Source organism: Streptomyces sp. NPDC048718 (genome assembly GCF_043198875.1).
In the GTDB taxonomy this organism is placed as follows: Bacteria; Actinomycetota; Actinomycetes; order Streptomycetales; family Streptomycetaceae; genus Streptomyces.
Genome location: NZ_JBICVG010000004.1, coordinates 318,677 through 342,267 on the forward strand (window position 1 = coordinate 318,677; position 23,591 = coordinate 342,267).

20 protein-coding genes, 1 pseudogene and 1 riboswitch are annotated in these 23,591 nt (G+C 71.7%); of the genes and pseudogenes, 16 read left to right on the plus strand and 5 right to left on the minus strand.

Annotation, left to right across the window (positions count from 1 at the left end; genetic code table 11):
* Positions 1-99: 99 nt before the first annotated feature.
* Complete coding sequence (gene gcvT, locus ACGFRB_RS09645) at positions 100-1,224, minus strand: glycine cleavage system aminomethyltransferase GcvT (RefSeq protein ID WP_393241190.1); 1,125 nt, start codon at positions 1,222-1,224, stop codon at positions 100-102.
* Between the two features lie 157 nt (positions 1,225-1,381).
* Positions 1,382-1,488: riboswitch (glycine riboswitch) on the minus strand.
* 402 nt (positions 1,489-1,890) lie between these two features.
* Between gcvT and ACGFRB_RS09650 the strand changes: the two genes are divergently transcribed.
* The 11 genes from ACGFRB_RS09650 (at position 1,891) to ACGFRB_RS09700 (ending at position 14,272) form a co-directional block, all read left to right on the plus strand.
* The gene (locus ACGFRB_RS09650) at positions 1,891-2,520 is read left to right on the plus strand and encodes an AAA family ATPase (protein ID WP_363001765.1); all 630 of its coding nucleotides are present in this window, start codon (positions 1,891-1,893) and stop codon (positions 2,518-2,520) included.
* Between the two features lie 307 nt (positions 2,521-2,827).
* The gene (locus tag ACGFRB_RS09655) at positions 2,828-3,568 is read left to right on the plus strand and encodes an enhanced serine sensitivity protein SseB (protein WP_361224974.1); all 741 of its coding nucleotides are present in this window, start codon (positions 2,828-2,830) and stop codon (positions 3,566-3,568) included.
* 231 nt (positions 3,569-3,799) lie between these two features.
* Positions 3,800-4,651, plus strand: a complete 852-nt coding sequence (locus ACGFRB_RS09660) for an enhanced serine sensitivity protein SseB C-terminal domain-containing protein (RefSeq protein ID WP_393241193.1) — start codon at positions 3,800-3,802, stop codon at positions 4,649-4,651.
* 356 nt (positions 4,652-5,007) lie between these two features.
* A complete protein-coding gene (locus ACGFRB_RS09665) occupies positions 5,008-6,009 on the plus strand; it encodes an ABC transporter permease (protein WP_393241196.1) in 1,002 nt (333 codons plus the stop codon).
* A 120-nt stretch (positions 6,010-6,129) separates the two neighbouring features.
* Positions 6,130-7,890 carry an ABC transporter substrate-binding protein gene (locus tag ACGFRB_RS09670; RefSeq protein ID WP_393241561.1) on the plus strand — a complete coding sequence of 587 codons (1,761 nt, stop codon included), beginning with the start codon at positions 6,130-6,132 and terminating at the stop codon, positions 7,888-7,890.
* A 114-nt stretch (positions 7,891-8,004) separates the two neighbouring features.
* Positions 8,005-9,003 (plus strand): ABC transporter permease, encoded by a 999-nt coding sequence (locus ACGFRB_RS09675; RefSeq protein WP_393241199.1) that lies wholly within the window; start codon positions 8,005-8,007, stop codon positions 9,001-9,003.
* Positions 9,000-10,112 (plus strand): ABC transporter ATP-binding protein, encoded by a 1,113-nt coding sequence (locus ACGFRB_RS09680; RefSeq protein ID WP_363001073.1) that lies wholly within the window; start codon positions 9,000-9,002, stop codon positions 10,110-10,112. The genes ACGFRB_RS09675 and ACGFRB_RS09680 overlap by 4 nt, the downstream gene beginning before the upstream one ends.
* A gap of 62 nt (positions 10,113-10,174) precedes the next feature.
* The gene (locus ACGFRB_RS09685) at positions 10,175-11,392 is read left to right on the plus strand and encodes an ABC transporter ATP-binding protein (RefSeq protein WP_393241563.1); all 1,218 of its coding nucleotides are present in this window, start codon (positions 10,175-10,177) and stop codon (positions 11,390-11,392) included.
* A 94-nt stretch (positions 11,393-11,486) separates the two neighbouring features.
* On the plus strand, positions 11,487-12,161 hold the full coding sequence (locus ACGFRB_RS09690; RefSeq protein WP_363001071.1) for a trimeric intracellular cation channel family protein: 675 nt from the start codon (positions 11,487-11,489) through the stop codon (positions 12,159-12,161).
* Between the two features lie 24 nt (positions 12,162-12,185).
* Complete coding sequence (locus ACGFRB_RS09695) at positions 12,186-13,073, plus strand: thioesterase family protein (protein ID WP_393241204.1); 888 nt, start codon at positions 12,186-12,188, stop codon at positions 13,071-13,073.
* A gap of 905 nt (positions 13,074-13,978) precedes the next feature.
* Positions 13,979-14,272 (plus strand): hypothetical protein, encoded by a 294-nt coding sequence (locus ACGFRB_RS09700; RefSeq protein WP_393241207.1) that lies wholly within the window; start codon positions 13,979-13,981, stop codon positions 14,270-14,272.
* Between the two features lie 22 nt (positions 14,273-14,294).
* Here the strand turns inward: ACGFRB_RS09700 and ACGFRB_RS09705 are convergent.
* Positions 14,295-14,419: pseudogene (locus ACGFRB_RS09705) on the minus strand (IS5/IS1182 family transposase); the annotation flags it as partial.
* A gap of 229 nt (positions 14,420-14,648) precedes the next feature.
* On the opposite strand from ACGFRB_RS09705, the gene ACGFRB_RS09710 reads away from it, so the two are divergent.
* Complete coding sequence (locus ACGFRB_RS09710) at positions 14,649-15,812, plus strand: cysteine desulfurase family protein (protein ID WP_393241210.1); 1,164 nt, start codon at positions 14,649-14,651, stop codon at positions 15,810-15,812.
* 100 nt (positions 15,813-15,912) lie between these two features.
* On the opposite strand, the gene ACGFRB_RS09715 is transcribed toward ACGFRB_RS09710, so the two are convergent.
* Complete coding sequence (locus tag ACGFRB_RS09715; RefSeq protein ID WP_363001759.1) at positions 15,913-16,602, minus strand: peptidoglycan recognition family protein; 690 nt, start codon at positions 16,600-16,602, stop codon at positions 15,913-15,915.
* Between the two features lie 193 nt (positions 16,603-16,795).
* Between ACGFRB_RS09715 and mnmA the strand changes: the two genes are divergently transcribed.
* Positions 16,796-17,932: a tRNA 2-thiouridine(34) synthase MnmA gene (mnmA, locus tag ACGFRB_RS09720; protein ID WP_393241213.1), complete on the plus strand. Its 1,137-nt coding sequence runs from the start codon at positions 16,796-16,798 to the stop codon at positions 17,930-17,932.
* 144 nt (positions 17,933-18,076) lie between these two features.
* Here mnmA and ACGFRB_RS09725 read toward each other — a convergent pair whose 3' ends face one another.
* The gene (locus ACGFRB_RS09725) at positions 18,077-19,057 is read right to left on the minus strand and encodes an endonuclease/exonuclease/phosphatase family protein (RefSeq protein WP_393241567.1); all 981 of its coding nucleotides are present in this window, start codon (positions 19,055-19,057) and stop codon (positions 18,077-18,079) included.
* 379 nt (positions 19,058-19,436) lie between these two features.
* Positions 19,437-20,144, minus strand: coding sequence for an alpha/beta fold hydrolase (locus tag ACGFRB_RS09730; protein WP_393241216.1), 708 nt, complete (start codon positions 20,142-20,144; stop codon positions 19,437-19,439).
* A gap of 106 nt (positions 20,145-20,250) precedes the next feature.
* Here ACGFRB_RS09730 and ACGFRB_RS09735 point away from each other — a divergent pair, with 106 nt between their 5' ends.
* From ACGFRB_RS09735 to ACGFRB_RS09745, 3 genes are all read left to right on the plus strand, one after another.
* Positions 20,251-20,787 (plus strand): TIGR00730 family Rossman fold protein, encoded by a 537-nt coding sequence (locus tag ACGFRB_RS09735; RefSeq protein ID WP_363001059.1) that lies wholly within the window; start codon positions 20,251-20,253, stop codon positions 20,785-20,787.
* Between the two features lie 347 nt (positions 20,788-21,134).
* Complete coding sequence (locus ACGFRB_RS09740; RefSeq protein ID WP_393241219.1) at positions 21,135-22,922, plus strand: alpha/beta hydrolase; 1,788 nt, start codon at positions 21,135-21,137, stop codon at positions 22,920-22,922.
* Entirely contained in the window at positions 22,919-23,530 is a 612-nt protein-coding gene (locus tag ACGFRB_RS09745) for a hypothetical protein (RefSeq protein WP_393241222.1), read from the plus strand. Before ACGFRB_RS09740 ends, ACGFRB_RS09745 begins: the two co-directional genes overlap by 4 nt.
* The last annotated feature ends 61 nt before the right edge of the window (positions 23,531-23,591 follow it).

Genomic DNA, 23,591 nt, shown 5'->3' on the forward strand with positions numbered 1-23,591 from the left:
TTACGGGATGAGACGGAAGGTGAGACGAATCACCTCAGCGGCGTACGCCGGGGCGCGCGGTCCGGCCCGCGGGCGCGGGCCCCGGCGTACGGCTGCGGTCTACTTCTCGCGCTTGTAGAAGGGCAGCGCCACGACCTCGTACGGCTCGTGGGTGCCGCGGACGTCGATGCCCACGCCCGCCGTGCCGGCCTCGGCGAACGCGGCGTCCACGTAGGCCATGGCGATCGGCTTGCCCAGCGTCGGGGACGGGGCGCCGGAGGTCACCTCGCCGACGACCTCGCCCGCCACGACCACGGACATGCCCGCGCGGGGCACCCGGCGGCCCTCGGCGATCAGGCCGACCAGCTTGCGCGGCGGGGCGGTCTCGGCCGCCGCCGCGGCCTTCTCCAGCGCCTCGCGGCCGACGAAACGGCCCTCGTTCGTGGTCTTCTCGAACTTGACGACCCGGCCGAGACCGGCGTCGAAGGGGGTGAGCGCGGTGGTCAGCTCGTGGCCGTACAGCGGCATGCCCGCCTCCAGGCGCAGCGTGTCGCGGCAGGACAGACCGCACGGGACCAGACCGGCGCCGGCGCCCGCCTCGGTCAGCGCCTGCCACACGCCCTCGGCGTCCTCCGGCTTCAGGAACAGCTCGAAGCCGTCCTCGCCGGTGTAACCCGTGCGGGCGATCAGCGCGGGCACGCCCGCGACGGTGCCGGGCAGACCCGCGTAGTACTTCAGGCCGGCCAGGTCGGCGTCGGTGAGCTTGGCCAGGATGCCGGCGGACTCGGGGCCCTGGACGGCGAGCAGGGCGTACGCGTCGCGGTCGTCGCGGACCTCCGCGTCGAAGCCGGCGACACGCTCGGTCAGCGCGTCGAGGACGATCTGCGCGTTGGAGGCGTTGGCCACCACCATGTACGTGGTCTCACCGAGGCGGTAGACGATCAGGTCGTCCAGGATCCCGCCGTCCTCCTGGCAGATCATCGTGTAGCGGGCGCGGCCGTTGCCCACCGTGGAGATGTTGCCGACCAGCGCGTAGTCCAGGAACGCGACCGCCTGCGGACCGGTGACGGTGATCTCGCCCATGTGCGAGAGGTCGAACAGACCGGCCTTGGTGCGGACCGCCGTGTGCTCCTCGCGCTCGCTGCCGTAGCGCAGCGGCATGTCCCAGCCGGCGAAGTCGGTCATGGTCGCGCCGAGCGAGCGGTGGAGCGCGTCGAGGGCGGTCAGGCGGGGGGCAGTGCTCATGGGGTGACTCCCGGGTCCCAGGCGTGCGGGGGCACGACGTGCATGACGGTGAGGACATCCTCCCCATCTGTCATGGAACCTGAGAGGTTCACCGAGGAGTTCCCCGGCTTGCACCTTGGGTGGGGGCGCGACGGCGCGCCCCGCTTTTCAGATCTGCCTCGTCCGCGCGGTACGGGGCCTGAGAGATTCAAGGGAGGTACTTGCTCCTTCGGCGCCCGGTGCACGGCGTATGCCTGTGCCCCGGAACTCTCCCGCGCGGATTCGAGCGGCCGGTATGCGGTTGTACGCGCTGGTGGCGCGGGTGTGCGCTCGTGCGAGCGAGTGGCGCGCTCATCATTGCACGGCGGGTCCGCCCGGCAAATCGCTTGTGTCCCATTACCGTTTCTTTACACTTTGTGGGCAGGGTCCTGGCGGGCCCGATCGGGGTTCCGGCATGTCCGACAGGGGGAGATGGCGATGACGATCCGGCACACCGGTGCGTATACGGCGGACTCCGGCTTACCACTGAGGCGAGCGGTCGCGGGGCCCCGCCTCCCGGCCCACGCCCCGGGCCGCGTCCCCGCTCCCGCACCGGGCCGTGACACCGCACCCGCCCCGGACCGTGACACCGCACCCGCCCGTGGGCGGCGGGCTCGCGGGGTGGGGCGCGAGGGGACGCGCGACGGGGTGCGCGAGGCGGTACGGGACAGAGCCCGGGCCCGCACCCGGCGCCGCGGCCGGTTCCTGCGCGACCTGCGCGAGCGCGGCGGGCGCAGCCCCCGCGTCCTCACCTTCGCCGCCGGGGACGTCGTGGTGGTCTCCGGGCTGCCCGGGGCCGGGAAGTCCACGCTCATGGGCCGGGTCGCCGGCGGCCGGGCCGTCGACTCCCAGGACACCCGCGAGCGCTGGGAGGCCCGGCTGCCCCGCTTCCTGCCGTACGCCCTCTACCGTCCGCTCGCCCGGATCGCGCACTACGCGGGACTGCGCCGCGCGCTCGGAGCCGGCGCCGGGGTGGTCGTCCACGACTGCGGCAACCAGTCCTGGGTGCGCGGCTGGCTCGCCCGCGCGGCCCGGCGGCGCGGCGGCACCCTGCATCTGATCCTGCTCGACGTCGACCCGGCGACCGCCCTGGACGGCCAGCGGGCCCGCGGCCGTACGGTGTCCGGCTATGCCTTCGCCCGGCACCGGCGCGCCATCGGCCGGCTGATCCGTACCGCCGCGTCCGGTGCCCTGCCGCACGGCTGCGCCTCGGTCACCCTGCTCGACCGGGAGGCGGCCGACGCGCTGCGGAGGATCGACTTCCGGGAGCTCGTATGACACGCGCGCGTGACGAAACCCGCACCCCTCCCGCTCCCCGCGGCCGGGGCGCGCCGTTAAGGTGCTGATCGCACCCGTGTGGCCCGGCGGGCAGGGGCCGGCGGGCCCGAGGGGGCCGGGCCGACGCCGTGGCGGGCGGGAAGCCGGGGAAGCCGGAACACCGGAGAACCGGGAAGCCGGAGAACCGGATCCGGAAAGTCGGAAAGCCGGAAGACCGGGAAACCGGGTCAGCCGGAAAGTCGGGAAGCCGGGCCGTGAGGTCCGGGAGCCGTGGAGCCGTGAAGGCGCGAAGGGGACGAAGAACAGCGTGGACGTGACGTGGCCGGGCAATGAACTCGAGGAGATACTGGCCGCCTCGCTCGGCAACCCGGCGGCGGGTGGCCGGCTGGTCGAGGTGCTCGGCCGCAGCAACGTCTGGATCCCGCTGCCCAACGGCGGCGGCCCCGACAGCCCCGACCTCGATCTGCCCACCCTGGAACTGGACGGCGCCGCCTATGTGCCCGTCTTCAGCTCCGAGCGGGAGTTCCGCGCCTGCGTCGGCGACCACATGTCGTACACCGTCGCCCCCGCCCGCGAGTTCGCCCGAGGTCTGCCCCCGCAGCTCGGCATCGCCGTGAACCCCGGCGGCACCATCGGTGTCCCGCTGCCGCCGCCCGCCGTCGTCGAACTGTGCCGGGTCGGCCGCAGCGAGCTGGACGGACCGGCCGCCGGCGGCCGGGTCCGCCTGTTCGAGCCCGACTGGCAGGACGACCCGGTCGACTTCCTGTCCGCCGCGTCGGCCGAGTTCGAGGCCACCGGAGTCGTCGCCACCGCCCGGCGGGCCCTCGCCAGCGTCGAGGGCACCGAACCCGCCCTCTTCGTCGGCGTCCAGCTCGTGGAGGGGACCGAGCCGGACCTGACGGTCCCGCTGGACGCCCTCGGCCGCGCTCTCGGCCGGGTCGAAGTCGCCTGGCCCGTCAACCTCGTCCTGCTCGACGTGGCCCAGGACCCGGTCGGCGACTGGATGCTGGAGAAGGTGCGCCCCTTCTTCCAGCGCGCCGCCGTGTGACGGACCCCCGCTTTAAGCTGAACTCATTCAAGACCCACGGATCCGGCCCGGGCGCGGCGGATCCGGCCCGGTGGGGCCTGGTCCGGCAGGGCCCCGGTTCGCCGGGTCCCGGCAGCGCCCGGCCCACTTCGCCCGGACGCATCCATACGACCGGGCCACCGACCGTACGACAGCGACACAACGACATCCGCGACAACCGCGGCGACACGGACAAGAGGGGCGGGACCGAGGGTGAGCGCGTCAGGCACCGCTGCCGCCGGACAGGTCGAGCACATGCTGCGCGAGGTGACGCCGGGGCGCCACGACGCCTACGAGCGGCTGCTGTACTCCCTGGCCGGCTCCGAGGTCTGGATGCTGCTCTGGCAGGGCATACCCGGCGCCCCCGACGCCCAGTACGGGAACATGGAGGTCGACGGCTTCGGCTACGCCCCCTGTGTCACCTCCGCCCAGGAACTCGCCGCCTCCGGCTGGACCCGCGCCCACGAGCGCGTCGGCGGCCTGGAGATCGCCCGCGCCCTGTTCCCCGACCGCTGGGGCATCTGGCTCAACCCGCACGCCCCCGGCGGCGGCGTCGGCATCCCCTGGGCCGACCTGCGCCGCGTCGCCACCGGTCTGGACCGGATGCCCGCCGGACCGCTGCGGCTTTCCGAACCGTCGCTGGAGATGCCGCACTTCTACGCGCTTCTGTCGCAGAACGCCCATCGCACCCCGGCCGTCCGCTCGCTGCGCCGCGCCTGGGTGCAGCCCGCGCTCGGCTCCCCGTACCTCGCCATCGGTCTGGACCTCTACGACTCCTCGCCCGCCGCGGTCGACTCGGTGCGCGCGATGATGCGCCAGACGGTCGGCGCCGTCCCCGACGGCCTGCCGGTGTCCACGGTCGCCATGTCCGATCCGTACGACCCGGTCGCCCTGTGGCTGTACGCGCACGCCCGGCCGTTCTACGACCGTGCCGCGCACGCCGCGCACGCCGCGCCCCTCACACCCGGCTACGGCTATCCGCCCGCCGCGCCCCGCACGCCCGGTTACGGCTATCCGCCCGCCGCTCCGGGACTCGGCGCCTCCGCCGCCCCGCACGCTTACTGACGAGTAGTCACCAGGTTCGCCACCAGGCCGCCGAATCGCCCGTTTCCACCCCTCCTGTCGCCCCAATTCGCGCCCGTCACTGTGTGGTTGGGGCGGTTGTCCGTTCTGGCTGAATAGTGTCCGAGATGGTCCGCTGAACCAGCCGGAACGTTCGGATAACGGAAGACAACGAACCGCATCACGGTTGCGCAACCATTCCCCACCAGGTCTGGCGGGTGATCGCGGGCCATTGAAGACTCCCCGGAACACCTGGCGTTCGGTTTCTTCCGAGCCGGTGCCCAGCAGTTGTTCCACCAAGCCGCTACCCGCGGCGGTCAAGGGCCGGCGACCCGGCGGCCGAGAGGGGTCCTCACCAGATGACGGCACCACAGCAGGAGACGAGTGCGGCCGAACAGGCCGGCGCCGTCGACGCCGTCCCCGGCGCGGCGGCCAAGGCCATCGAAGGCCGTTCCCTCTGGCAGATCGCGTGGACGCGGCTCAAGAAGGACAAGCTCGCGCTCGCGGGCGGCTGCGTCGTCGTCCTCCTGATCCTGGTCGCGGTCCTGGCGCCGTGGATCGTGGCGGCGTTCGGTCACCCGCCGAACGAGTTCCACGAGGACCAGATCGACGCCCTGTTCGGCACCCCGGTCGGCAGCTGGGGCGGCATCAGTTCCGACTTCCTGCTGGGAGTCGAGCCGGTCAACGGCCGCGACGTCTTCAGCCGCATCGTCTACGGCGCCCAGATCTCGCTGCTCGTCGCCTTCCTGGCGGCGGTGTTCGCGGTCTTCCTCGGCACCGTGCTCGGCATCGTCGCCGGCTACTTCGGCGGCTGGATCGACGCCGCGCTCAGCCGGGTCATGGACGTCATGCTGGCCTTCCCGCAGCTGCTGTTCACCATCGCCCTGGTCTCCGTGCTCCCCAACGAGCTGCTCGGACTGACCGGTTCGGGTGTCCGCATCGCCGCCCTGGTCGTGGTCATCGGCTTCTTCGGCTGGCCGTACGTCGGCCGTATCGTCCGAGGTCAGACGCTTTCGCTGCGCAACCGCGAGTACGTGGAGGCCGCCCAGAGCCTGGGCGCCGGCCGGCTCTACATCCTGCGCCGCGAGCTGCTGCCCAACCTGATCGCCCCGATCACCGTCTACGCGACGCTGATGATCCCCACCAACATCCTCACCGAAGCGGCGCTGAGCTTCCTCGGCGCGGGCGTGAAGCCGCCCACCGCCTCCTGGGGACAGATGCTGTCCAAGGCCGTCAACACCTACGAGTCGGACCCGCTGTTCATGGTGATCCCCGGCCTCGCGATCTTCATCACCGTCCTGGCGTTCAACCTCTTCGGCGACGGCGTGCGCGACGCGCTCGACCCGAAGGGTTCGCGCTGACCCGTTCGCCGACGCGACACCACGAAAAGCCCTGCCCCCTGCCGATGAGGCAGGGGAAATCTTCCTCGGCGGACCGACCCGATAGGCCCCGCCCCCAACCCGGAGGTTGCCGGAACCATGATGAACACCTCTTCCAGGCGCAGGATCGCCGCGGGCGCGCTGCTCGCCGCGGCCACGATGGTCGCCACCACCGCCTGCGGCGGCGGCAACGGCTCGGACAAGGACAAGGGCACCTCCGGCCTCGCCTTCAACGGCGCCGTGAACAAGGTCCTCAACGCCTCGGACAAGAAGGGCGGCGAGCTGAAGTTCATCGGCACGCAGGAGTCCGACTCGTGGGACCCGCAGCGCGGTTACTACGGCTTCATGTGGGACTTCGCCCGCTACTACACCCGTCAGCTGATCTCCTACAAGGCCGCCCCCGGCGCCGAGTCGACCGAGCTGGTCCCCGACCTCGCCACCGACACCGGCAAGATCTCGTCCGACGGCCTGACCTACACCTTCACCCTGAAGGACGGGGTCACCTGGGAGGACGGCAAGCCGATCACCTCCAAGGACATCAAGTACGGCATCGAGCGCACCTGGGCGCAGGACGTCATCTCCGGCGGCCCGATCTACCTTCAGGGCGTCCTCGACCCCAAGAAGGAGTACAAGGGTCCGTACAAGGACAAGTCGGCCGACAAGCTCGGTCTGAAGTCGATCGAGACGCCGGACGACAAGACCATCGTCTTCAAGCTCCCCAAGGCCAACGGAGACTTCCTCCAGATGCTGGCGATGCCCGTCGCCTCTCCGGCCCGCCAGGACAAGGACACGGGCTCCAAGTACGGCCTGAAGCCGTTCTCCTCCGGCCCGTACAAGTGGGACTCGTACACGCCGAAGAAGTCCATCAAGCTGGTTCGCAACGACAAGTGGGACGCCAAGACGGACACCATCCGCAAGGCGCTTCCGGACTCGATCAGCGTCACGTTCAGCACGAACGCCGACGACATGGACAACCGTCTGGTCGAGGGCGAGTACGACATCGACATCAACGCGACCGGTGTCGGCGCCGCGGCCCGTCAGAAGGTGCTCCAGCAGCACAAGGAGAACGCGGACAACCCGCAGACCGGCTTCATCCGGTACGCGGTCTTCCCGCAGTCGGTGATCCCGAACGTCGAGTGCCGCAAGGCCATCATCTACGCGGCCGACAGCAAGTCCCTGCAGACCGCCCGCGGTGGCCCGCAGGCCGGTGGCGACATCGCGACCAACATGCTGCCGCCCATCGTCAAGGGTTCGGACGTGAAGGCCGACCCGTACGGCAAGCTCAGCGGCAAGCCGGACATCGCCAAGGCCAAGGACGCCCTCAAGAAGTGCGGTAAGCCGAACGGCTTCAAGACCACGATCGCGGTCCGCAACAACAAGCCGATCGAGGTCGCGACCGCCGAGTCGCTCCAGCAGTCGCTGAAGGCCGTCAACATCGACGCCCAGATCGACCAGTACGACGGCGCCCAGACCACCGGCATCATCGGCTCGCCGAAGGTGGTCAAGGACAAGGGCTACGGCATCGTCATCATGGGCTGGGGTGCCGACTTCCCGACCGGTCAGGGCTTCCTGCAGCCGCTGGTCGACAGCCGCTTCCTCCTCGACTCGGGTAACAACAACTACTCCGAGACCAAGGACCCGGCCATCGACGCGCTGTTCGACAAGGCGCTGAAGGAGACCGACCCGGTCAAGGCCGGCGAGATCTACAAGGAGATCAACACCAAGGTCTCCGAGAAGGCGATCTACCTGCCGTTCACCCACGAGAAGAACATCATCTGGCGCAGCTCTCGACTGACCAACGTCTACACGGCCGACGCCTACAACGGCCGCTACGACTACGCGTCGCTCGGCGTCGTCAAGTAAACCGACCCGCTTCAACGGCGCACCACCCGCCGCCAGGTCCGAAGGGCAGGTGATGGCCGCGCGCGGCGGCCGGGCACCCCGTGAAGGGGTCCCGGCCGCAGTCCGGCCGACCGCATGCTTGCATACATCATCCGACGGCTGATCGCCGTCGCGCTGATGCTGATGGTCGTCACGCTCGTGACGCTCAGCATCTTCTTCCTCATACCCAAGCTGACCGGCAGCGACCCTGCCGCGATGTTCGTCGGCAAGCAGGCGGATCCGGCCACCATCGAGGGCATCCGGCAGAAGCTCGGCCTCGGCGATCCGCTCCTGGTGCAGTTCTGGCACTTCGTCTCGGGCATCTTCGTCGGCCGCGACTACGTGGGCGGCGGCTCGTCCATCCACTGCGCGGCCCCGTGCTTCGGCTACTCGTTCAAGACCGAGCAGGACGTCTGGAGCATCCTGGTCGACCGGATCCCGGTCACCCTCTCCATGGTCGTCGGCGCGGCCATCATCTGGCTGATCCTGGGTGTCTCCGCCGGCGTCGTCTCCGCGCTCAAGCGCGGCACCGTGGTCGACCGCGCCGCGATGGTCACCGCCCTCGCCGGCGTCTCGCTCCCCATCTATTTCACCGCCATGCTGGCGATGCTCGTCTTCCGCACCCAGCTGCACTGGCTCGACGCCCGGTACGTGCCGATCAGCGAGAACCCGGGCAGCTGGTTCATGGGTCTGCTGCTGCCCTGGGTGACCCTCGCCTTCCTCTACGCGGCGATGTACGCGCGGCTCACCCGCGCCACCATGCTGGAAGTGCTGGGCGAGGACTACATCCGTACCGCCCGCGCCAAGGGCCTCACGGAGCCCGTCGTGCTCGGCAAGCACGCCATGCGCTCCACGATGACCCCCATCCTGACCATCTTCGGCATGGACTTCGGCGCCCTCGTCGGCGGCGCGGTCCTGACGGAGACCGCGTTCAACCTCCCGGGCCTCGGCAACGCCGCCTTCTCGGCGGTCAGCGAGCGCGACCTGCCGATCATCATGGCGGTCACCCTCATCACCGCCGCGTGCGTGGTCTTCGCCAACCTCCTGGTGGACCTGCTGTACGCGGTGATCGACCCCCGAGTGAGGCTCGCATGACCGACAAGCTCGCCAAGACCGGAGCCGCGCTCGGCGAACCGGTCGCCGCGTCCAAGGGCGCACCGTCGGACGCCTTCCTCGACGTACGCGACCTCAAGATCCACTTCCCGACCGACGACGGCCTGGTCAAGTCCGTCGACGGTCTCACCTTCCAGCTGGAGAAGGGCAAGACCCTCGGCATCGTGGGCGAGTCCGGCTCCGGCAAGTCGGTCACCTCGCTCGGCATCATGGGCCTGCACACCGTCGGCCAGTACGGCCGGCAGAAGGCCCGGATCTCCGGCGAGATCTGGCTGAACGGCGAGGAGATCCTCTCCGCCGACCCCGACCGGGTGCGCCGGATGCGCGGCCGCGAGATGGCGATGATCTTCCAGGACCCGCTGTCCGCGATGCACCCGTACTACACGGTCGGGCACCAGATCGTGGAGGCGTACCGCGTCCACCACAAGGTCGACAAGAAGACCGCCCGCACCCGCGCCGTCGAACTCCTCGACCGGGTCGGCATCCCCGAGCCCGCGAAGCGGTTCGACAACTACCCGCACGAGTTCTCCGGCGGTATGCGCCAGCGCGCGATGATCGCGATGGCGCTGGTCAACAACCCCGAACTGCTCATCGCGGACGAGCCGACCACCGCGCTCGACGTGACCGTCCAGGCCCAGATCCTCGACCTGATCCGGGATCTGCAGAAGGAGTTCGGCTCCGCGGTCGTCATCATCACCCACGACCTCGGCGTCGTCGCCGAGATCGCCGACGACATCCTCGTGATGTACGGCGGGCGGTGCGTGGAGCGCGGCACGGCCGAGGAGCTCTTCTACCAGCCCCAGCACCCGTACACCTGGGGTCTGCTCGGGTCCATGCCCCGCATCGACCGCGAGCAGACCGAGCGGCTCATCCCGGTCAAGGGCAACCCGCCCAGCCTCATCAACGTCCCGAGTGGCTGCGCCTTCAACCCGCGCTGCCCGTACGCGGACGTCCCCAAGGGCGGCATATGCCGGACCGATCGCCCCGAGCTGAAGCTGACGGAGGCCGGTGACCGCCACTTCGCGGCCTGCCACCTCCCGCAGGGTGAGCGGAACCGGATCTGGACCGAAGAGATTGCGCCGAAGCTGTGAGCGACACCAAGGCCGTGGGCGACACCAAGGCCGCGAGCCATCCCAAGGCGGTGAGTGACACCATGGAGCCCTTGCTCAAGGTCACGGGCCTGCAGAAGCACTTCCCCATCCGCAAGGGGCTGCTGCAGCGCCAGAGCGGTGCGGTCAAGGCCGTCGACGGGATCGACTTCGAGGTCTACCCCGGCGAAACCCTCGGCGTCGTCGGCGAGTCCGGCTGCGGCAAGTCGACGATGGGCCGGCTCATCACCCGGCTCCTCGAACCGACCGGCGGCACCATCGAGTTCGAGGGCACCGACATCTCCCACCTCGGGGTGGCGAAGATGCGTCCGCTGCGCCGCGACATCCAGATGATCTTCCAGGACCCGTACGGCTCCCTGAACCCGCGCCACACGGTCGGCGCGATCATCTCGGCCCCCTTCAAGCTCCAGGGCGTCGAGCCCGAGGGCGGCCTGAAGAAGGAGGTCCAGCGGCTGCTCGGACTCGTCGGCCTCAACCCCGAGCACTACAACCGCTACCCGCACGAGTTCTCCGGCGGCCAGCGCCAGCGCATCGGCATCGCCCGCGCGCTCGCGCTCAAGCCGAAGCTCGTGATCGCGGACGAGCCCGTCTCCGCCCTGGACGTCTCCATCCAGGCCCAGGTCGTCAACCTCCTCGACGACCTCCAGGACGAGCTCGGCCTCACGTACGTGATCATCGCGCACGACCTGTCGGTCATCCGGCACGTGTCCGACCGCATCGCCGTCATGTACCTGGGCAAGGTCGTCGAGCTGGCCGACCGTACGTCCCTCTACCAGGCGCCGATGCACCCGTACACGCGCGCGCTGATGTCGGCCGTGCCGATCCCGGACCCGCGCCGCCGGGGCCAGAAGAGCGAGCGCATCCTGCTCACCGGCGACGTCCCGTCGCCGATCGCGCCGCCGGCCGGCTGCCGCTTCCACACCCGCTGCTGGAAGGCGACGGAGGTCTGCAAGACGCAGGAACCGCCGCTGCTCGAACTTCGGCCCGGCCAGCGGGTCGCCTGCCACCACCCGGAGAACGCGGAGGGGATCACCATCCCGTCGGCGCGGGAGACGGTGGAGGTGACGGCGGGGGGACCGGCGGAGCCGGGGAAGGCTGCGAAGGCTGAGGCTGGGGAGCCCTCGAAGACTGAGGCGGGGAAGGCCTCGAAGGCTGGGGCCAAGGCCGCTGAGGGAGCCGCTGAGAAGCCGGCTGAGAAGGCGGCGGAGAAGGCGGCCGAGAAGGCGGCGGAGAAGGCGGCGGACAAGCCTTCGGAGGACTGAGTTCGCGAGCGGTACGTATGTGAGGCTCCCATCACTCTCGTGGCGGGAGCCTCACGGCGTCGGGGGACCGTGTCGGAGACTGCACAATTGGGCGGTGCTCCACGATTTGTTCAATCCGTCCGTCCAACACGCGCTCGATCTCGTCGGCATCTTCGTCTTCGCGATCTCGGGCGCGCTGCTCGCCGTCCGCAGGAATTTCGACGTCTTCGGCATGGCCGTACTCGCCGAGGTCACGGCGCTGGGCGGCGGACTCTTCCGGGACCTCGTCATCGGCGCCGTCCCCCCGGCCGCCTTCACCGATCTCGGCTACTTCCTCATGCCGCTGGTCGCGACCGCCCTCGTCTTCTTCCTGCATCCGGAGGTCGAACGGACCCAGACGGCCGTCAACGTCTTCGACGCGGCCGGCCTCGGTCTGTTCTGTGTGACCGGTACGACGAAGGCGTACGACTACGGACTCGGTCTGACGTCCTCGGCCGTGCTCGGCATGGCCACCGGCGTCGGCGGCGGTGTGCTGCGCGACATCCTGGCGATCGAGGCGCCGTCGCTGCTGCGCTGGGACCGGGACCTGTACGCCGTGCCGGCCATCGTGGGCGCGACGATCGTGGTGCTGTGCATCCGCTTCGACGTGCTCAACGCGTACACCAGCACCGCCGCCGTGCTCGCCGCCTTCGTGCTGCGGCTGCTCGCGATGCGCTTCCACTGGCGGGCGCCGCGCGCCTGGAACAGGCGTTCGTCCACACGTGAGTCCGAAAAAGCTACCGCTCAGTAGGGTCGGCCCTGTACCGTCGCGCCCATGAGCATGAGCAGCACCGAGACGACCCCGACCCCGGACCCGGCCCAGGCCACGCCCTCCGGTGGGGTGACGAGCGAGTTCGACCGCGACACCGCCATCGCCCTGCGCGAGCCCGGCGTCTACGACGCCGAACTGTCGGCTGGGTGGACGATCATCCAGGCCGTGAACGGCGGCTACCTCCTCGCTCTCCTCGGCCGCGCGCTCGGCGACCACCTGCCGCACCCGGACCCGTTCACGATCTCGGCGTACTACCTCACCCCGTCCGTGCCGGGCCCGGCGGTCATCCGCGCCGAGACCGTCCGCACCGGCCGGACCCTCTCCACCGGCCAGGCGTCCCTCTTCCAGTACGCGCAGGACGGCACCGAGGTCGAACGCATCCGCGTCCTCGCCTCCTACGGCGACCTCGACACGCTCCCCGACGACGTCCGCACCTCCGCGACGCCGCCCGCGATCGCCCCGATCGACCAGTGCTTCGGCACCTCCGACGGCCCCACCCCCGACATCCCCGGCTCCTCGGCCATCACCGAACGCCTCGACCTGCGGCTCGACCCGTCGACCGTCGGCTGGGCCATCGGCGCGCCCTCCGGCAAGGGCGAGATGCGCGCCTGGTTCGGCCTCGCCGACGGCCGCGACCCCGACCCGCTGTCCCTGCTCCTCGCCGTCGACGCGCTGCCGCCGACCTCCTTCGAGCTCGGCCTCAAGGGCTGGACCCCCACCGTCGAACTCACCACCCACATCCGCTGCCGCCCGGCCCCCGGCCCGCTGCGCGTCTCCATCACCACCCGCAACCTCGCGGGCGGCTTCCTCGAAGAGGACGCCGAGGTCTGGGACTCCGCCGACCGCCTGGTCGCCCAGTCCCGCCAGCTGGCCCGCGCACCGCGGGGTTGATGCCCTCCCTTTTTGTGCCTCCTTCGCCTCCGGGGTGCTGGAGTCGGACTCACGGCACCGGGGGTGGGCCCGCACGTGCGCGAGGCGGTTGGGGGCTGGGTTCGTGGGTGGGTGCGGCGCTGGTGTGCGGCCCGCACGTGCGCGAGGCGGCTACGGGTGGGCGCATGTTGTTTGCGTCGCGTTGGCCTTTTTTGTGCCTCGGTTCGCCTCCGGGGTGCTGGAGTCGGACTCACAGCACCGATCGTGCTCGGCCCACTCGTTCCTCGCGGGCCTGTGCGCGTTCGGCACTGTTCCCCCGACGCACCCCTTCGGCTCACTCGGCCGTACGCAGCGACCTGCGGTCAGGCGTAACGGCAGGGGTGTGGCCCGCACGAGTGCGAGGCGGCTGGGGTGGGGCTTGTACGTGAGCGCGGCCGGCGGGGCTGGGTTCGTGGGTGGGTGCGGCGCTGGGGCCTGGCCCGCACGGGCGCGAGGCGGCTGAGGTGGGGCTTGTACGTGAGCGCGGCCGGCGGGGCTGGGTTCGTGGGTGGGTGCGGCGCTGGTGCGCGGCCCGCACGTGCGCGAGGCGGCTACGGGTGAGCGCATGTTGTTTGCGCAGCGTTGGCCTTTTTTGTGCCTCCTTCGCCTCCGGGGTGCTGGAGTCGGACTCACAGCACCGATCGTGCTCGGCCCACTCGTTCCTCGCGGGCCTGTGCGCGTTCGGCACTGTTCCCCCGACGCACCCCTTCGGCTCACTCGGCCGTACACAACAACCCGCACCTAGACGTAACGGCAGGGGTGTGGCCCGCACTCACGGTGCCTCCGGGGGTGGGCCCGCACGTGAGTGCGGCGGCTGGTGTCTGGCCCGCGCGAGTGTGAGGCGGCCAGGTTCTGTCCGGTGGATCATGAGGTCATACGATCTGTCCATGATTGATCTCCAGATCCGGCGCGAGGACGGCACGCTCGAAGCCTGCGCGAAGCGCGGTGTGGCCTGGGGCCCCGAGCTGGCTGGTCTTGATCAGTCAGTGTTTCCCATGCTGGGACACCTGCTGCCGTACGCGGACACCGTTTTCAATCACCGGCAGGTGTCGACCCTGTTGGCGGAGGTACCGCGGTTGCCCCCGGGCGTGCTGACCGATGAGTTCACGCGCGAGTTGATCGAGCTGGGGCAGGCGGTTCTCGACGGACCGCATCTGTATCTGTGGTTCGTCGGGGACTGAGGCCGCGAGTCGGCTCGGCCGGGAGCCCGAACCGGACAGCGGCGGTGGTGACAGCGCCGTGGAAGGCGTAGGCCCTTTTGTTACAGCGGGTGGCGAAGGCCCGGGAGATCTTGAGTGGTTGATCGTCCGCTCGACTTCATTGCGGCGCCCGGCCCGCACGCGAATGCGGTGGCGGGGGTGAGCCCGCACCGGTTCGCAACGGCAGGGTGGGCCCGCACCCGCAGGGGGCCGGGGCCCGCACGCACAGAGTGGGGCGGGCCCGCGCCGGATCCGGAGCGGCGGGCGCCGTCTCCGGGTGACGCCCGTCTCAGTCCCGCCCCCGCACCCCGGACACCCTCCCGCGACGGGTGGGCGGACTCGTAGAATCGGTCCCACCATGGCTTACCTCGACCACGCCGCGACCACGCCCATGCTTCCCGAGGCGATCGAGGCGATGACCGCCCAGCTCGCCGTCACGGGCAACGCCTCCTCGCTGCACGCCGCCGGCCGGCGTGCCCGGCGGACCGTGGAGGAAGCCCGTGAAGCCCTCGCCGGGGCGCTCGGGGCCCGGCCCAGTGAGGTCGTCCTGACGTCCGGCGGCACCGAGGCGGACAACCTCGCCGTCAAGGGCCTGTACTGGTCCCGCCGCGCCGCCGACCCGGCCCGCACCCGCGTTCTCGCCAGCCCCGTCGAGCACCACGCCGTCCTGGACGCCGTCGACTGGCTGGCCACACACGAGGGCGCGACCGTCGAATACCTGCCGGTCGACTCCTACGGCCGGGTCCACCCCGAGGCCCTGCGCGAGGCCATCGCCCGCGACCCCGGATCCGTCGCGCTCGCCACCGTGATGTGGGCCAACAACGAGATCGGCACCCTCATGCCGGTCCGTGAACTCGCCGACGTCGCCGCCGAGTTCGGGGTGCCGCTGCACGCCGACGCGGTCCAGGCCGTCGGCCAGGTCCCGGTCGACTTCGCCGCCTCCGGACTCGCCGCGATGACCGTGTCCGGCCACAAGATCGGCGGCCCGTACGGGATCGGCGCGCTCCTCCTGGGGCGCGAGCACACCCCCGTACCCGTGCTGCACGGCGGCGGCCAGGAACGGCACGTCCGCTCCGGCACGCTCGACGTTCCCGCCGTCGCCGCCTTCGCCGTCGCCGCCCGGCTCGCCGAGGAAGGCCGCGAGGAGTTCGCCCGTACGGTCGGAGCCCTGCGCGACGAGCTGATCGACGTCGTCCGTACGGCTGTCCCCGACGCCATCCTCGGCGGCGACCCGGTCGACCGGCTCCCCGCCAACGCCCACTTCACCTTCCCCGGCTGCGAGGGCGACTCGCTGCTGCTGCTCCTCGACGCCGCCGGCATCGCCTGCTCCACCGGCTCCGCCTGCACCGCGGGCGTCGCCCAGCCCAGCCACGTCCTGCTCGCCACCGGCGCCGACCCGGACCTCGCCCGCGGAACCCTGCGCTTCAGCCTCGGCCACACCTCCACCAAGGAGGACGTGGCGGCGGTCGCCGAGGCGATCGGCCCCGCCGTCGAACGGGCCAGGGCCGCCGGCCTGAGCTGACCGATCGGTCCCGGGGGCGGGGCCGGGGCCGGGGGATGGATCCGTGGTCGGGGGTTTGGCGCCGGTCTCGGAACCGGCCACCCGGCCCCCACGCCGGGCCTCAGCCCAGCTTCGCCCGCGCCTCCCGCACCAGCCGCAGATACCGGGGCCAGTCCCAGTGCGGCCCCGGGTCGGTGTGGTCGGTGCCGGGTACCTCCACGTGCCCGATGACATGCCGCCGGTCCACGGGTATCCCGTAGCGGTGGCATATGTCCGCCGTGAGCCGCGCCGACGCCTCGTACATCGCCGGCGTGAAATCCTCGGGCCGGTCCACGAACCCCTCGTGCTCGATCCCTATGCTGCGCTCGTTCATGTCCCGGTTCCCCGCGTGGAAGGCCACGTCGAGTTCCCGGATCATTTGCGCGATGTGCCCGTCCTCGCGGACCACGTAGTGCGCGGCGGCCCCGTGCCCCGGGTCCTGGAACACCTTGAGCGCGGAGCCGTAACCGCCCTGCGTCACATGGATCACGACCCGGTCGATCGGATAGTCGCCGGGACGGTTGGCACGCCGCCAGTTGAAGCGGGACGCCGCCACCCACTCCGCGCCCTTGTGATCCAGCTCGCCCTCGACCCTCTTGGCCTCCACCCCGGGCAGCCGCCACCACAGCCGGCCCAGCTCGTCCCGGGCGAACACGGCCGTCCCGGCGACCGCGACCGCGCCGCCGACGAGCACGGCCCGTCGCCCGGGCCCCGCCGGTCCCTTACCGCTCCCGCCCGCCTTGCCCGCGCCCTTGCCCGCCCCCGCGCCCATCCCCATCCCCATGCCCTTGCTCTCGGCCCTGGCCCGGCCCTGGCCCGTCGGTCTCTTCCCCGGCTCCGTCACGACGTCCTCACCGGCTCCTTCGCGGCCGGCTTCCCCGCCCGCATCCCCGTTGTCCCCACATGACGAAAGAACGCGCACGGCCGCGACCCCGGTTCCCGGCGCCCCGTACCCTGGTAGGGCTATGACTCAGACCCCGCCGCAGCGCCCCCTCCGCGTCCTCGCCGCCATGTCCGGCGGAGTCGACTCCGCCGTCGCCGCCGCCCGTGCCGCCGAGGCGGGCCACGACGTCACCGGTGTGCACCTGGCCCTCTCCGCGAACCCGCAGTCCTTCCGCACCGGCGCGCGGGGCTGTTGCACCATCGAGGACTCCCGTGACGCCCGGCGCGCCGCCGACGTCATCGGCATCCCCTTCTACGTGTGGGACCTGGCCGAACGCTTCCGCGAGGACGTCGTCGACGACTTCATCGCCGAGTACGAGGCGGGCCGTACGCCCAACCCGTGCCTGCGCTGCAACGAGAAGATCAAGTTCGCCGCGCTGCTCGACAAGGCCCTCGCCCTCGGCTTCGACGCCGTCTGCACCGGCCACTACGCCACCGTCGTCACCCGCGAGGACGGCGTCCGCGAGCTGCACCGGGCCTCCGACCAGGCCAAGGACCAGTCGTACGTACTCGGTGTGCTCGACGAGAAGCAGCTGGCCCACGCCATGTTCCCGCTCGGCGACACCCTCACCACCAAGGACGAGATCCGGGCGGAGGCGGAGCGGCGCGGTCTCGCGGTCGCGAAGAAGCCTGACAGCCACGACATCTGCTTCATCGCCGACGGTGACACCCGGGGCTTCCTCGCCTCCCGCCTGGGCACGGCGGAGGGCGACATCGTCGACGAGTCCGGTACGAAGGTGGGCACCCACGAGGGCGCGTACGGCTACACCATCGGCCAGCGCAAGGGCCTGCGCATCGGGCACCCCGCGCCGGACGGCAAGCCGCGCTACGTCCTCGACATCTCGCCCGTGAACAACACCGTCACCGTCGGCCCCGCCGAGGCCCTCGACGTCACCGCGCTCACCGCCATCAAGCCCCGCTGGTGCGGTATCGCGCCCGACGGCCCCGGCCGCTACACCGCGCAGCTTCGCGCGCACGGCGACGAGACCCCGGTCAGCGCGGTCATGGTGGACGGCGGACTGTCCGTCACCTTCGACGAGCCGGTCCGGGGTATCGCCCCCGGGCAGGCGATCGTGCTGTACGACGGCACCCGCGTCGTCGGCTCGGCGACGATCGCGACGACCACGCGCCGGACGGCGGAAGCCACCGCCGGAGCCTGAGATACGTTTCCGGCCCGGATGCCCGGATGCCCGGATGCCCGGATGCCCGGATGCCCGGATGCCCGGATGTCCGGGCACCTCGATGACGAAGAAGAGCGGTCGGCCTGATGGCCGGCCGCTCTTCCGTATCCCGTGTCCCGTCGGTCACCAGCCGACGCGCGCCGCCACGGGCAGATGGTCGCTGCCCGTGTCCGGCAGGACCCACGAACTCTTCGGCGCCAGGCCCCCGACCAGGATCTGATCGATCCGTGCCACCGGGAAGGACGCCGGCCAGCTGAAGCCGAAGCCGCGCCCGGCCGACTCCTGGACCGAACGCAGCCGCGAGGTAAGGCCGTCGAACACGCGGTCGTCGGTCGTGCCGTTCATGTCGCCGAGCACTACCACCCGCTCGTTCGGCTCGGCGGCGACGGCCTTGGTGAGGGCGACCGCGCCGGCGTCGCGCGAGTCCGTCCAGAAGCCGCCCCTGGGCATCAGCCGCACCGACCCGAGGTGGACCACGTACACCGCGAGGGGTCCCCGCTCGGTGGTCACCGTGGCGCGCAGCGCCCGGGGCGGCTCCATGGGACGGTCCTCGGACCGCCGGGTCTTCGCCAGCGGTCCGACGTCGCCCCGCAGGACGTCGACCGCCCGGGAGTCCGACAGCGGCAGCTTGCTCCACAGCCCGACCGTGCCCTGGACCGAGTGATACGGGTAGGCCGTCGCCAGCTCGCGCGCGTACACGTCCGCGGCCCGCGGAGTCATCTCCTGGAGCGCCAGCAGGTCCGCCCCGGCGGCGGTCAGATCGCGGGCGGTGCCGGCCGGGTCGGCGTTCTCGGCGCCCACGTTGTGACTGACCAGGGTGAGATCGCCGCCGGGCCGGGACCTGTCGGAGAAGACTCCGCCGAAGAGAGCCAGCCACGCCGACACCGGCAGCAGTAGCGCGACGACCGCCGCGGCCGAGCGACGCCACAGGGCCCCGGCGAGGAGCAGCGGGACGAAGAGACCGAACCAGGGCAGGAACGTTTCCACCAGGCTGCCGAGACCGCCCCGGTCCGTGATCTCCGAGTGCAGCGCGAGCAGCAGACCGAGGAGCAGCGCCGCCACCGTGAGCACCGGGCCGCGCGTCCACGGGCCCGGCTTGGCCAGGCCGGGGACGGCCCGTCGTATGCGGCGCGGGCGGGCGCCCGGAACGTCTCGTCGTGCGTCGTCCACGGGCGGTCGTCCTTCGGGAAAGTGCGGGCGGTGCGGGCGGTGCGGGTGGTACGTGCGGCCGGAGCACCGGGCCGCGGTGGCGGCCCCGCGCGTTCCGGCGGCCGGGAGCAGTGTCCCAGGGCGCGTTCTCCCGGCGGCGGGGGAGGGGGGCCTCGGACGCGGCCCCCCTCCCACACGCACCGCCGCTCCGACCCGGCCGGTTCGCCCGGTTCGCCCGGGCCCGGTCCGTCCGATCCGGCTACCCGGCCCGACCTGGCTCGCCATGGACCCGTCGGACCCGACCCAGGCCCCCCTCCCACCCGGTCCCGCCGGATCACACCCCCGCCAGTTCCCTCGCGTGGAAGTCCACGAGGACCGGCGCGAGGACGTGCGGGGCGACCTCGTGCGTCTGGCCGGTGAGGGTACGGTGCCGGCCGCGCCGGACGGCGGCGGCGACGGTACGGGCCGCGCGCCGCGTCCCGGCCGGGCTCGCCCCGCCGTCGATCACGAGTACGCGCGCGTGGACCCGGTCCAGCCCGCCCGCGTCCACCACGCCGTACGACCGCCCGCACACCGACGACCGCTCGTCGCCCCCTGACGGCCGCTCATCGCCCCCCGACACCCACTCGCCCTCCGCCGCCACCGCCGCGCGGACCGGCAGCGGCTCGTACGGCTCGTACACCGACAGCCGGCCCACCGGAACCCCGGCCGCCACCGCGGCGAGCGCGAGCGTGCCGCCGGACGCCGTTCCATGCATGGCCGCCGTCACGCCGGTCTCCTCGCGCACCGCCTCGACGAGCGCCGCCAGATCGCCGATCTCCCGAGCTTCCCGGCCCGCCCGGCGGTCGTACGCGACCACCGTGAAGTGCCGGGCGAGCAGCGCCGCCAGCGCCCGCTCGCTCCCAGCCGTCGCCGCCCCCGGCGCGCCGCCCACCAGGATCAGCGGCGGGCCGTCCCCGTACCGCTCGTAGGCGATTCGTGTGCCGTCCTGCGCCCTGACCAGGCCCTTGGTGCGGGCCGGTGTGGTTGTCACCTCGTCCATGAAAGGGGAGACCGCGGGCCCGCACGGAACTCATCGCTCGCCGCCGGAAAATCTCGAAAAAACCCCGATGTCACAGGGTGTCAGTGCCAAGGCCTACGGTTCTGCCATGAATATTTGCGTCTTCCTCTCCGCCGCCGACCTCGCCGACCAGTACACCGTCCCCGCCCGCGACTTCGCGGAGCGCATGGGCAAGGCGGGCCACACCCTGGTGTGGGGCGGCTCCGAGTCCGGCCTGATGAAGGTCGTCGCGGACGGTGTCGAGGAGGCCGGGGGCCGGCTGGTCGGCGTCTCCGTCGACTTCCTCGCCGCCAAGGCGCGGCAGGGCGCCGACGAGATGGTCATCGCCAAGGACCTCGCCGAGCGCAAGGCCCTGCTGCTCGCCAAGTCGGACGCGATCGTCGTCATGGTCGGCGGCACGGGCACGCTCGACGAGGCCACCGAGATCATGGAGCTGAAGAAGCACGGCAAGCACGACAAGCCGATAGTCCTGCTCAACACCGCCGGGTTCTACGACGGCCTGAAGAGCCAGTTCCGCCGCATGGAGGAGGAAGGCTTCCTGCCGATCCCGCTCGCCGACCTGGTCTTCTTCGCGGAGGACGGCGAGGCCGCGCTGGCGTACCTGGAGTCGAGCCGCCAGGCCTGACCGTGCGCGGGGCCCTGCCCCTGTCCGGATCGCCCGCGCGTCTCCTCGCGCGCGGGCGGGTCTCGCCGCGTCCGCGTCCCGTCCCGTCCGCGCCCCGACACGTCCGGCCTCTCGCCCGCGTGCCCCGGCACCGACGTGTCCGACGAAGCGTTCGACGACATGTCCCACGCCCACGCGTGCGCCGTCTCCGATACGCGATCGGGTGGCCCGCGTTCCCCCGCTGACGCACCGGCCACCCGATCGTGTGCCGATCGGCCGCGCGGCACCGCCGGAGGGGACCGGCGCTACTAGCGTCGGCGCGTGACCCACTTCACCACCCGCGCCCGCGCTCCGTACGGGCCGCGCCGATGAGCACGGCAGGCCCCACCCTGACCTGGCGGCTGCTCCGGGATCTCAGGCTCACGGAACTGGCGGAGGCGGGCGACGGCTGGCAGCAGCTCTCGCACCGCGCCGGCACCGACCGGGGCCGTGTCGACCGGGCGATGACCGCGCGGCTGCGCGAGACCCAGGCGGGCGAGTCCGCCGAGGCCGCGCTCGGCCGGCTGCGCCGGCTGAGCCGCAATTTCCAGTACCTGCACACCGAGTGCGGCCTGGTCCGGTCCACCCTGGACGCCCTGGCGGCGGACCTGGCCGAACCCCAGCGCCGGCTCCGAGGCGCCCTGCGGGACGCCGAGGAACGGGGCTTCACCGTCCACGAGGACGGCTCTGTCGCCTACCCGGCCGCCCCCGCCGACAGCCCCGTCCCGGGCGTCGGCGACACCACGGCCCCCGGCGGTACGGCCCGGGGCAGCCTCCCGCTGGACCCGCGCCGGCTCGCCGACGCCGCCCGGCACCCGCTTCCCTTCTCCTCCGCCAACCCGCACGCCGCGCGGGCCCAGGACATCGCCGACCGGATCGCCGACGCCGTCACGACCGCCGCCTCCATCGACGCGACGTTCGCCAGGACCCTCGACGGCCTCCGCGCCGCCGAGGGCCTCGACACCACCGGGAAGACCCGGAAGGACGTCGCCCGCGACACGGCGGACGTCCGCTCGGCGGTCGGCCACCACCTCGTCGCCGCCATCCCCGTGGACAAGAGCCCGGCCGACCGCCTCGCCTGGTGGGAAGGGCTCACCGACGAGCAGCGCCGGGAGTACCTGGACATCGCCCCCGACCTGATCGGCGACGTCGACGGCATCCCCGCCGCCGTGCGCGACGAGGCCAACCGCCGCTATCTCCCGCTCCTCATCGAGGAGATGGAGGAGGAAGGCGGCCAGGAGTCCAAGATCGAAGCCCTCCGCATGATCCAGGACAGGCTGGACGAGCCGAGCGAGCCGCCGATGTTCCTGCTCGACGTCGACGACAGGGGCAACGGCCGCGCGATCGTCTCCTACGGCGACCCGGACACGTCCCGGAACGTTTCGGCGTACGTGCCGGGGCTGGGGACGAAACTGGACGCCGATTTCGTGACGGACACGATGAAGCGCGCCCAGGACACGGCCATCGGGGCGCGCCGGCTGGACCCGTCCAGCGCCGCGATCGTCTGGCTCGGCTACGAGGCGCCCAACGCGGCGACCGTCCTGTCCACCGGCAACGCGGCGGCGGGAGCGCCCGCGTACCGCGCGTTCATGGAGGGGCTCGACGCGACGAACAAGAACGCCGATCCCCACCTCACGGCCATCGGTCACTCGTACGGCTCGCTGACGGTGGGCACGGCGGCCCGCCGAAGCGGCGGGATCCCGGGCGTGGACGAGGTGATCCTGCTCGGCAGCCCGGGGGTGGGAGTGGACCGGGCCGAGGACCTCGGCGTCGGAAAGGAACATGTATTCGTCGGGTCGGCGGAGAACGATCCGGTGACACACCTCCCCACCCCGGTCGAGTTCGCCCTCGGGGCGGTCATGACCGCCGGTCCTGCCGGGGCGCTCCAGGCGAGCCGGGTCACCGACCATCTCTACTTCGGCGAGGACCCGGCCGCCGCCGGCTTCGGAGCGCGGCGCTTCGAGGTCGACGACGGGCCCAGGATGGTCGCGGAACTGGGCGGCTTCGACGCGCATTCCCAGTACTTCACACCGGAACTGGACCGTCAGTCGGCCAACAACATCAGCCGGATCGTCGTCGGGCGGGCCGACCAGATCACCAGGGAGGCGTACCGGTGAAACGAGGGGAGCGGAGGGCGCTGCGGCGCGCCGCCGCCGTCGTCGTCCCGGCCGTCGTCCTGGCGGGTGTCATCGTGGCCGGCTGCGGACAGCGGAGCGGCGGAGGAGCGAACACGGACATGAACATGCAGGAGGCGGCGGAGCGCGCCGACCGGATGCTGGACGAGACGCTGAAGGCCGTCGTGCCCGAGGTCCAGTGGGCCCATGAGACCTGGACCAGCGGGAGTTGCACGGTGACGCGGCGCCGGACGGTGACGACGGTCATCTCCGAGCAGCGGCGGGGCAATTTCCTCGGGGTGATCGAACGCTCCTGGAAGAAGAGCGGCTACGAGATCACCGGAGTCAACCGGAATCAGGAGATGCCGTCGATCTTCGCCCGGAGCCCCGAAGGCTTCCAGTTCGATCTCACGGTCGGCCACCAGGGGCAGGCGTTCTTCGATGTGACGACGCCTTGTGCCGAGAAGTCGGATGTCGCCGACCCCGTGGCCGCACCCAACGGTCCCCGGTACGCCTACGGCAAGATCCCCACCCCTCACGTCCACTCGGACTTCTGGTCCGCCACCACCCCGGTTCCCCCCTCCGTCCCCTCGCCCGCCCCGCCCTCCTGAGCCCCGGCCTCCGCCGGGCGCCCGGCCCCGAGCCCCAGCCCGGTGCGAGGGCCCCGCCCAA

Excerpts from the sequence above, each read along its gene's own strand:
- ACGFRB_RS09695 (WP_393241204.1), top strand. The coding sequence starts at position 12,186 with ATGAGCATGAGCAGCACCGAGACGACCCCGACCCCGGACCCGGCCCAG.
- ACGFRB_RS09735 (WP_363001059.1), top strand. The coding sequence starts at position 20,251 with ATGAATATTTGCGTCTTCCTCTCCGCCGCCGACCTCGCCGACCAGTAC.
- gcvT (WP_393241190.1), bottom strand. The coding sequence starts at position 1,224 with ATGAGCACTGCCCCCCGCCTGACCGCCCTCGACGCGCTCCACCGCTCG.
- ACGFRB_RS09680 (WP_363001073.1), top strand. The coding sequence starts at position 9,000 with ATGACCGACAAGCTCGCCAAGACCGGAGCCGCGCTCGGCGAACCGGTC.
- ACGFRB_RS09715 (WP_363001759.1), bottom strand. The coding sequence starts at position 16,602 with ATGGGCGCGGGGGCGGGCAAGGGCGCGGGCAAGGCGGGCGGGAGCGGT.
- ACGFRB_RS09700 (WP_393241207.1), top strand. The coding sequence starts at position 13,979 with ATGATTGATCTCCAGATCCGGCGCGAGGACGGCACGCTCGAAGCCTGC.
- ACGFRB_RS09730 (WP_393241216.1), bottom strand. The coding sequence starts at position 20,144 with ATGGACGAGGTGACAACCACACCGGCCCGCACCAAGGGCCTGGTCAGG.
- ACGFRB_RS09670 (WP_393241561.1), top strand. The coding sequence starts at position 6,130 with ATGAACACCTCTTCCAGGCGCAGGATCGCCGCGGGCGCGCTGCTCGCC.
- ACGFRB_RS09685 (WP_393241563.1), top strand. The coding sequence starts at position 10,175 with ATGGAGCCCTTGCTCAAGGTCACGGGCCTGCAGAAGCACTTCCCCATC.
- ACGFRB_RS09665 (WP_393241196.1), top strand. The coding sequence starts at position 5,008 with ATGACGGCACCACAGCAGGAGACGAGTGCGGCCGAACAGGCCGGCGCC.
- ACGFRB_RS09675 (WP_393241199.1), top strand. The coding sequence starts at position 8,005 with ATGCTTGCATACATCATCCGACGGCTGATCGCCGTCGCGCTGATGCTG.
- ACGFRB_RS09710 (WP_393241210.1), top strand. The coding sequence starts at position 14,649 with ATGGCTTACCTCGACCACGCCGCGACCACGCCCATGCTTCCCGAGGCG.
- mnmA (WP_393241213.1), top strand. The coding sequence starts at position 16,796 with ATGACTCAGACCCCGCCGCAGCGCCCCCTCCGCGTCCTCGCCGCCATG.
- ACGFRB_RS09740 (WP_393241219.1), top strand. The coding sequence starts at position 21,135 with ATGAGCACGGCAGGCCCCACCCTGACCTGGCGGCTGCTCCGGGATCTC.